The sequence below is a fragment of the Nodosilinea sp. LEGE 07088 genome (assembly GCF_015207395.1).
GTDB lineage: Bacteria > Cyanobacteriota > Cyanobacteriia > Phormidesmidales > Phormidesmidaceae > Nodosilinea.
Genome location: NZ_JADEWX010000005.1, coordinates 81,275 through 89,095, shown reverse-complemented (window position 1 = coordinate 89,095; position 7,821 = coordinate 81,275). Strand labels below are relative to the sequence as shown.

Genomic DNA, 7,821 nt, shown 5'->3' with positions numbered 1-7,821 from the left:
CAATGTCAGAAATATCTCTCCGGCCTCCTGAATGCACTGCTCGACGGTTGCATTAGGAAAATTAAGCAGCGTATCTAGGTGAAAGTCCATGATGTCAATCCCCCTAAACGTAACTCATTATACAATTACCACCCTGGATCCGGAAGAGCCAGTATGACTTGCAGATTAGTCATAGTTTGATGTCAGATTGACGAATTGCGCTTCATAACTCTCCTAGTAGCTTGATTTATTTCTACAGGATAATTTATTCATGATTTCAGGCATTGATATGTCAGTCCCTATGATCGCAGGGCTTCTAGATTCAATAATCGAGGAGATGGGAGCTAAGGATAGGCGTGAGCATGAGCGCCGGATGAAGGAGCTTCAGATCATTGAGAATTCTAACTTGAAGGATGAGTATGTAAAGCAATTGCTTCTTGATCGAATACTGTATCCAGTTGAGAAGGCGCAACATGATATTCAAAATACTGCTAAACATGCTCAGTGGTTATCTGAAATAGTTCTTTTTCATTATAAGGATCATGGCCTAACTCAAGAGCAAGCTTATGAGCTTTCAAAGCAACTCAAACTACTTGCGATTCAAATCACCCACGCAGATTCATTGCATGATCTCAAGTTCGTCTATGCAGTAATCACGATGTTCAACAACAAAGTTTCAGTTTTCAAGCATTCTAAGAGAGAATACTCTATCCATTACAACATCAGGGATCACATTCTCAACAAACTGAATAGCTGCATTGCTACTGGTAATAATTTCAAGGTCAGGGAAGAACTGATGAAATTGATGACTGGTCAAAGCTTACCTATTTTAGAACCCCAAAAATAATAAAATTTACATTTAGAAAGCTTGACAAAAATGAGAAATCAGCTATGTCTGTATCTTCTGATCAAGTTAAAAAGACCATAGAGGCGATTACTTCTCTAGTCGATCCGTCCAGTGATCGATATGGGCAATTGCTTAATTGGCAGAATCTACCTGACCCTTTTTGGCATTATGGGATTGGCCTGTCCGACACTTACATTTTTGACCCAGGTCAGGGGCTGTGTCCTTTCGAACGAAGTGACACAAGGTTTGTTGTTGGCATTGAGGATCTTGCTTTTCCACCAGATAAAACCATTAAGCGCCTTAGGCACGCTCTTAGTATTTTTGCGGATTGGGAATATACCCTACCTGGCTGGAATTGTGAGCATCTTGGCCGATTGATTGCTACCGATCAGCCCAGATGTTATCAAAGCAGTCCTATTTGGTGGCTGTGCGATATGACTCCAGAAGGTGATCATAAAACTGCTCAACAGGTTTTCCACAGCTACTTGAGCACGGTCGATCCTAAGTTGATCCGATAATGTGCCACGTGCAATCCATAGGTGCTAAAGATGCATTCTACCAAGTTGGCAATTCGGGCATCTTTAGTGAGGGTATAATAACTCTATGTCGCTCAAGTTGCCTGGAATCCACCTATGAGCCAGCAGTTAACTCTAGAAATAAGTGATGAAGCCTACGCTGACCTACAGCGCAAGGCTAGTGCAGTAGGCATCTCTATAACAGAGTGGATAGTTACCATTCTAAGCAGACAGGGCGCGGTAGCTAGCAAAGTGATGCTGTCTGTAGAGCAACAAGAGCAGGCACGGCAGAAGTTTAAAAGTCATGCAGGGGCAATCAGTTTAGGGTACGCAACGGGTACAAACAACGAAGCAATTGATGCAGACCTTGCCAAAGCTTATGCCGATGAGTATTAATGGCGGAGTCTCTTGGTGCTTTTAGATACATCTGGCTTACTGTGCTACTTGCATCGTGATGAGCCACAACATGAAAAAGCTGTGCAACTCGTCGATGATTCAACCAGTGGGCTTTTGACTCACAGCCATGTCCTGGCTGAGTTGGTGGCCCTCGCCCTGATTCGCCGCCTTCCTCGGACTAAGGTTTTAGAGTTTGTAGTTGATTTGGTTGATAACCCAGACATTGAAACGGTTTGGGTTGATGAGCAACTGCACCGAGAAGCTATGCAGCTTTTGCTTACTCGGCAGGACAAGGGGTATTCCTTATGCGATGCAGTTAGCTTTATCCTGATGCGCCAGTGGGGAATAACCGATGGATTGACGACAGATCGCCATTTTGAGCAGGAGGGATTTATTAGACTCCTGCCGCCAGCTAGCTAACACTGCGTTAGTGCGGACGGTACAAAGGTTATCGGTGCAGGTTCGAGCTTACCTGCCGCCGCACAACTTCACCGTTATGCAGCTCAATTCTTTGCAGAGGTGTAATCGAGCATTTTCAACAACATTGGCAGAATCAGGGTGGTCTACCCGCCTTTCAACAGCGTGTTCGGTCTATGCTCAATCTGCCTGAGAGCAGCAATAATGGATAGTATAATTATAAAGTGCCGAGTGGGGTACCAATGACTGAGTTGCTTGAGCGTGCGATCGCCAGGTTGCAGGCTCTACCTGAAAGTGAGCAGAACGCAATTGCTTCAATCATCCTAGAGGAAATTGAGGATGAGCGCCGTTGGGATGAAGCATTTTCCCGTTCTCCAGATATTCTTGCCAAACTTGCAGTTTCAGCAATGGCTCGTTCTTATTCTAACTATGCGCTCAACTATTGATCCTGAGAAGATAGAGCTGCTTATGGAAATTCTCGGCAGAGAAGCTCGTAGTTCGGGCTCCGTCTATTTCACAGGAGGAGCCAGTGCTTTATTGATTGGCTGGCGAAGTTCTACCGTTGATATTGATATTCGCTTAGACCCTGAACCAGCAGGAATTTTTCAAGCGATTGCTAAACTCAAGCAAGAACTCAACATTAACATTGAGCTTGCTTCACCTCAGGATTTTTTGCCACCCCTTCCAGGGTGGCGTGATAGAAGCGTGTTTATTGGCAAGCGCGGCAGAATTTCGTTCTATCATTATGACTTTACTGCTCAAGCACTTTCTAAACTCTCAAGGGGATATGATCGTGACCTAAATGATGTTCGGGCTATGTATGCGCAGAGATTATTTTCGTTAGAAGGTTTGCGTGATTGCCTAAGCGCTATTGAGCCTGATTTAATTCGTTTTCCCTCGCTTAACCCTGAGATCTTGAAGGGTAAAGTTAATAAATTTATTGAGCAAGCATCACTAGGAGAAAAGTAGCTATGGAATTGCAGGAATTACCAGGGTCAGAATTAATCTTGCCTGGACTTGAGGATTTTCACAATGGCAACTTTGAAACCATTGGAGCGTTGTTGATTGCGATCGCATCAACACGCTTAATTGAAGCAGGCTTAAATTTCCCCGCAAGTCACTTAATTTCCGAACCAGAGCTCACACTGTACAACCATTTACAAAATGAACGAGACGATGCTTATCCTTACTACAATGCTTTATTGAGCAGTCTCAACAGCTTTTGCAATGCACTAGAACTTGCTAATGCCACCTAACAATGGGTTGGAGCGGGGGAACGTAAAGATATCGGTGAGAATTCAAGTTTGTCTGCCGCCGCACAACTTCACCGTTAGACGCGCAACTCGAAGTCGTTCAGGGGGATGACTCTTTAATCCTTTCCCTGCCAGTGTTCAGGTAGATGTCCGCATCGGAATGTTCAACCCGTAAGGGGAGGGCAGTATCAGCAGACGAGGTTAACTGTCAAAGCACCTTCAGAACCAAATTGACGAGCGAGCGGGGCAAGTTCAGCTTGTGCGGTTGGCCGGGGGAAATCGCGATCGCTGAGTAGCAATTTCGGTAACGAGGCCTACTATCGTCTCTGCCGCGGCTAAGTTGAAGCTATGGCGCCATGAGCAACGAACATTATGATCACTCACCTCACACCATTACTGCTCGGAGCCACCCTGTTGCTATCCTGCACGGTGCCCCCGGAACCAGCCTCGTCTACGCCAGATTCTCCCCCCGCGGTTAGAACTGAGGAAACCCTCAATGAGCCCTTGCCAGAGACGGTCCGCGATCGCATCAAAGCCGACCTGGCCAGTCAGTTAGACATTCCCGCTGAGCAGCTCGTGATAAGTCAATACAGTCGGGAAACCTTCTCAGATGGCTGTTTGGGTCTGGGAGGGCCTGCCGAATCCTGCTTGGCTGCGTTAACGGAGGGCTGGCAAGTTGAGGTGATCAACCCCCAAACCGGCCAGCGCTACCTCTATCGCAGCGATCTGACCGGCGATCAAATCCGGCGGTCAGAGGCCGAGCAAAGCCTGCCAGAATCGGTTCGCGATCGCATCTTTGCAACAGCTGAACGCGACGGCCTCAATCCATCGCGCCGCCTGGAAATCATCGCCGCTGAGCCGCAAATTTGGGGCGGCTGCTACGGACTGGCGACGGCAACTGAAATGTGCACAGAGGTGGCGATTTCGGGCTGGCGGGCCGTCCTTAGCGATGGCGAGCAGTACTGGATTTACCACACCGACAGCAGGGGCGAAACCGTCCGCCTCAACGCAACAGCGAGTGGCGGTACTGCCGTACCTATGTTCATTCCCCGGGGCTATCCGCAAGACCTTGGCGATGAAACCAGCGTTCAGAGCATCATTCGCCATGACTCTGGCATCAGAGAAGTCGTCATGCTAGAAGCCGATGGCCGCCTCTTCCAGATTCGCTCTCGTGAGGGTGAGGTCCTAGACCGCACGATTACAACGGTGGGGCAGTCTCGCACAGAGGTGATGTGGCAGCGGCTCGAACAGTCTAACTTTGCCCATGTCGATGGCATTCGCTATCAGCCCAAAGATACCGATGCTCCGCTGGTTGAGCTGATGACTCGCAGGGGCGTCGTTGAATATGCCGCGGGTAGTCTCGACAGTCTGCCCCCCGACCTCCAAACCGTGATTCAGCAGTGGAAGGCGTTGCAGTAGCTTCAAGCGATCTGAGATCTGGCTTAAAAATGGCGGCTGCGTATCGCCCCTACAGCACCCGTAGCACGCTGGGTACGCTGTGAATTTCGCTAAAGCCTCGAATTTCATCCAGCGCGGTTTGAAAATTCGCCTCGGTGACCTCGTGACTGACGATCACAATCTCCGCCCGCGTGTCGTGCTGACCAATCTGCACAATCGACTCCAGGCTTACCTGGTGGCGGCCAAAACACAAGCCCAGCTTGCCAATCACCCCCGGCTCATCCTCCGCCAGCAGGCGCACGTAGAAGCGGCTGACAATATCGGCCATGGGGCTAACCTTGCAGTAGTGCTGGTGGCTACAGGCCAGTAGCGGGTTGGTGGCCTGGGGCGTCGTCCCCGCCTTCAGGTTCGCCGCCAGATTCAGCAGGTCAGACACCACGGCGCTGGCGGTTGGCCCCTCTCCAGCCCCAGGGCCAAAGAACATCACCTGGCCAATCGGGTCGCCCTCGATCAAAATAGCGTTGTAGACATCGTTGACCGAGGCCAGGGGGTGGCTCACCGGCACCAGCGTCGGGTGCACCCGCAGCTGGAGCTGGTCTAGCGCCTGGTCAGAGGTCTCGTCAAACTCGCCGTCGCGACGGGCGATCGCCAGTAGCTTGATCACAAACCCGAGGCGATCGGCATAGGCAATGTCGGCGGCGGTGACGTGGCGAATGCCCTCGCTATACACCTCCGATAGCTTAATGCGACCGCCAAAGGCCAGCGACGCCAAAATCGCGATCTTGTCGGCGGCATCCAGCCCGTCCACATCGGCGGTGGGGTCGGCCTCGGCGTAGCCCAGGCGCTGGGCATCGGCCAAAATCGCTTCAAAGTCACCCCCCTCTCGCTGCATGCGGGTGAGAATGTAGTTAGTGGTGCCGTTGATAATTCCCGTCACGGCGTGGATGCGGTTTACCCCCAGGGCCTGCTTGAGCGGCTGAATCACCGGAATGCCGCCCGCCACCGCCGCCTCTAGCAGTACGTAAACTCCGGCCTCATTGGCGGCGGTAAAGATTTCGTCGCCGTAGCGGGCGATCACCGCTTTGTTGGCGGTGACCACGTGCTTGCCCTGGGCGATCGCCTTGAGAATCAGCGATCGCGCCGGCTCCAGCCCCCCCAGTACTTCCACCACCACATCGATGGTAGGGTCAGCCACAATCCCCTCCAGGTCGGTGGTCATCAATTTGGGGGGCAGCGCCACAGCACGGGTTTTGTGCAGATTTCGCACCCCCACCTTGGCCAGCTCAATCTGGCCTACCAGGGGATGGCGATGGGCCGGGTCGAGCAAAATCTTGGCTGTCCCCGCCCCTACCGTTCCTAGCCCCAGCAGCCCAACACGCATAGCCTGAATTCCTTACCGCGATCGCTATGCCCAATTGTAAAGGGATTGTTGCCTCACCTGGAGACCGATACCGCTAGGTAACAAAAAAGGGAAGAGTTTTAGCCCTTCCCTTTTCTAAGATCAATTGATGCAACAAGTTACCCATTGATCTTTCCTATAGGGGCGAACAGCCATTCACCCCTACCAAGATTCCCGTCATCCCAAGACCTAGTAGGTCTCCACGTGCCAACGGTGCTCTTTCTTCATCTGCTTACGGAACTCAATCCAATCGACGCCATGCTTGGTGGCCGCGACGGTCATACCTTCATCAATGCCGTCTTCCATCCCCTTCAGACCACACATATAGGTGTGAGTGTTGGGCTTCTGCATCAGCTCCCAGAGTTCGTCAGCATGCTCAGCTACGCGGTGCTGAATGTACATGCGGCCACCCTCAGCATTCTGCTGTTCGCGGCTGATGGCGTAGGTGAGCTTAAAGTTGTCGGGATACTGCTCTTGTATCTGCTCCAGCTCTTCTTTGTAGAGGATATTGGGAGTATAGGGCACACCAAAGATCAGCCAGGCCATGCCCTTGTACTGATAGTCGGGATTTTTCTGGCGCTCGGCTGCTTTAAACATGCGCCACAGATAGGCGCGGAAGGGAGCGATCCCGGTTCCCGTCGCCAGCATGATGACAGTAGCCTCAGGGTCATCGGGCAGCAGCATTTCTTTGCCCACTGGCCCAGTAATTTTCACATCGGCCCCAGGCTCGATATGGCACAGATAGGTAGAGCAGGTACCATAGACCGTCTCACCTGTTTCGGGATGCTTATATTCAAGCTGGCGCACACAGAGCGACACAGTTTTGTCTTCTAGGTTATCGCCATGGCGGGTCGAGGCAATTGAGTAGAGGCGCAGCTTGTGGGGCTTACCCTGATCATCGGTACCAGCCGGAATAATACCAATACTCTGACCCTCTACGTAGTGAAGATCACCCTCCGATAGGTCGAAGGTAATGTGCTGTACAATCCCTGAACCGCCCTCTCGAACTAATGGTTCGTTCGACAATACCTTGCCGACATAGGGGTCTTTGGGCTTGTAGAGGTTAATGGGCACACTGGCACCAGGCTTTTGTGCGGCTTGAGTCATGGGCTTTTTCTTGGTTGTGGTGGGCGCGGTCTCGGCTGGGGCAGCAGCCTCGGCAGACACAGCCACAGGAGCTTTAATTGGCGTTGGTTCAACATTGCTCGCAGTTCCCACCTTTTCAATCGGTCGGATGCTCACAATCTTGCCGCCCATGCGGGTGATCCGCTGCATCTCCTGGTTCATACGGGCGTAGGGCACCGTGAGAAAAACACTGCCACTCGTGCGAATGGGGTTGTTCATCTGGTCGGTTGCTGCGCTCTGACGCAGACCCTGAACCTCGTATAAAAACAAGCGGCTTCCTGCCACAGTACTGGCGTTTCCGCCGCTCACACTTGGATTGTACATACTCTAAAATTCAGTGACTCTCTAGACCCAACTAAGTGCGACGGAAGCACACCGTCATGACCCGCCGCATAGATCCTGTTGCACCTGCTCAGCCAGCCCAATGGCTCACTCAGAAATAGCGCATCAGAAATACATTTAGCTTAGGGTATCACTGTAAGACGGTGTCAC

At 51.4% G+C, this 7,821-nt stretch carries 10 protein-coding genes; 8 read left to right on the top strand and 2 right to left on the bottom strand.

The window, feature by feature from the left end:
• The first annotated feature begins 250 nt into the window (after positions 1 to 250).
• The 8 genes from IQ254_RS02935 to IQ254_RS02900 all read left to right on the top strand — a co-directional run bounded on the left by IQ254_RS02935 (position 251) and on the right by IQ254_RS02900 (position 4,826).
• Positions 251 to 826 carry a hypothetical protein gene (locus IQ254_RS02935; RefSeq protein ID WP_193964174.1) on the top strand — a complete coding sequence of 192 codons (576 nt, stop codon included), beginning with the start codon at positions 251 to 253 and terminating at the stop codon, positions 824 to 826.
• A 44-nt stretch (positions 827 to 870) separates the two neighbouring features.
• On the top strand, positions 871 to 1,344 hold the full coding sequence (locus IQ254_RS02930; RefSeq protein ID WP_193964172.1) for a hypothetical protein: 474 nt from the start codon (positions 871 to 873) through the stop codon (positions 1,342 to 1,344).
• Positions 1,345 to 1,458: 114 nt separating this feature from the next.
• Complete coding sequence (locus IQ254_RS02925) at positions 1,459 to 1,737, top strand: hypothetical protein (RefSeq protein WP_193964170.1); 279 nt, start codon at positions 1,459 to 1,461, stop codon at positions 1,735 to 1,737.
• Positions 1,738 to 1,749: 12 nt separating this feature from the next.
• Positions 1,750 to 2,157: a PIN domain-containing protein gene (locus tag IQ254_RS02920; RefSeq protein WP_193964168.1), complete on the top strand. Its 408-nt coding sequence runs from the start codon at positions 1,750 to 1,752 to the stop codon at positions 2,155 to 2,157.
• Between the two features lie 239 nt (positions 2,158 to 2,396).
• Positions 2,397 to 2,600 carry a hypothetical protein gene (locus IQ254_RS02915; RefSeq protein WP_193964159.1) on the top strand — a complete coding sequence of 68 codons (204 nt, stop codon included), beginning with the start codon at positions 2,397 to 2,399 and terminating at the stop codon, positions 2,598 to 2,600.
• Positions 2,584 to 3,123 carry a DUF6036 family nucleotidyltransferase gene (locus IQ254_RS02910; RefSeq protein WP_193964157.1) on the top strand — a complete coding sequence of 180 codons (540 nt, stop codon included), beginning with the start codon at positions 2,584 to 2,586 and terminating at the stop codon, positions 3,121 to 3,123. Before IQ254_RS02915 ends, IQ254_RS02910 begins: the two co-directional genes overlap by 17 nt.
• Positions 3,124 to 3,125: 2 nt before the next feature.
• Positions 3,126 to 3,410 (top strand): hypothetical protein, encoded by a 285-nt coding sequence (locus IQ254_RS02905; RefSeq protein WP_193964155.1) that lies wholly within the window; start codon positions 3,126 to 3,128, stop codon positions 3,408 to 3,410.
• Positions 3,411 to 3,779: 369 nt separating this feature from the next.
• Positions 3,780 to 4,826 carry a hypothetical protein gene (locus IQ254_RS02900; RefSeq protein WP_193964153.1) on the top strand — a complete coding sequence of 349 codons (1,047 nt, stop codon included), beginning with the start codon at positions 3,780 to 3,782 and terminating at the stop codon, positions 4,824 to 4,826.
• Positions 4,827 to 4,875: 49 nt separating this feature from the next.
• Here IQ254_RS02900 and IQ254_RS02895 read toward each other — a convergent pair whose 3' ends face one another.
• Both IQ254_RS02895 and petH read right to left on the bottom strand, forming a co-directional pair.
• Positions 4,876 to 6,186: a homoserine dehydrogenase gene (locus IQ254_RS02895; protein ID WP_193964151.1), complete on the bottom strand. Its 1,311-nt coding sequence runs from the start codon at positions 6,184 to 6,186 to the stop codon at positions 4,876 to 4,878.
• Between the two features lie 207 nt (positions 6,187 to 6,393).
• Complete coding sequence (gene petH / locus IQ254_RS02890) at positions 6,394 to 7,653, bottom strand: ferredoxin--NADP reductase (RefSeq protein WP_193964149.1); 1,260 nt, start codon at positions 7,651 to 7,653, stop codon at positions 6,394 to 6,396.
• Between the last annotated feature and the right edge of the window lie 168 nt (positions 7,654 to 7,821).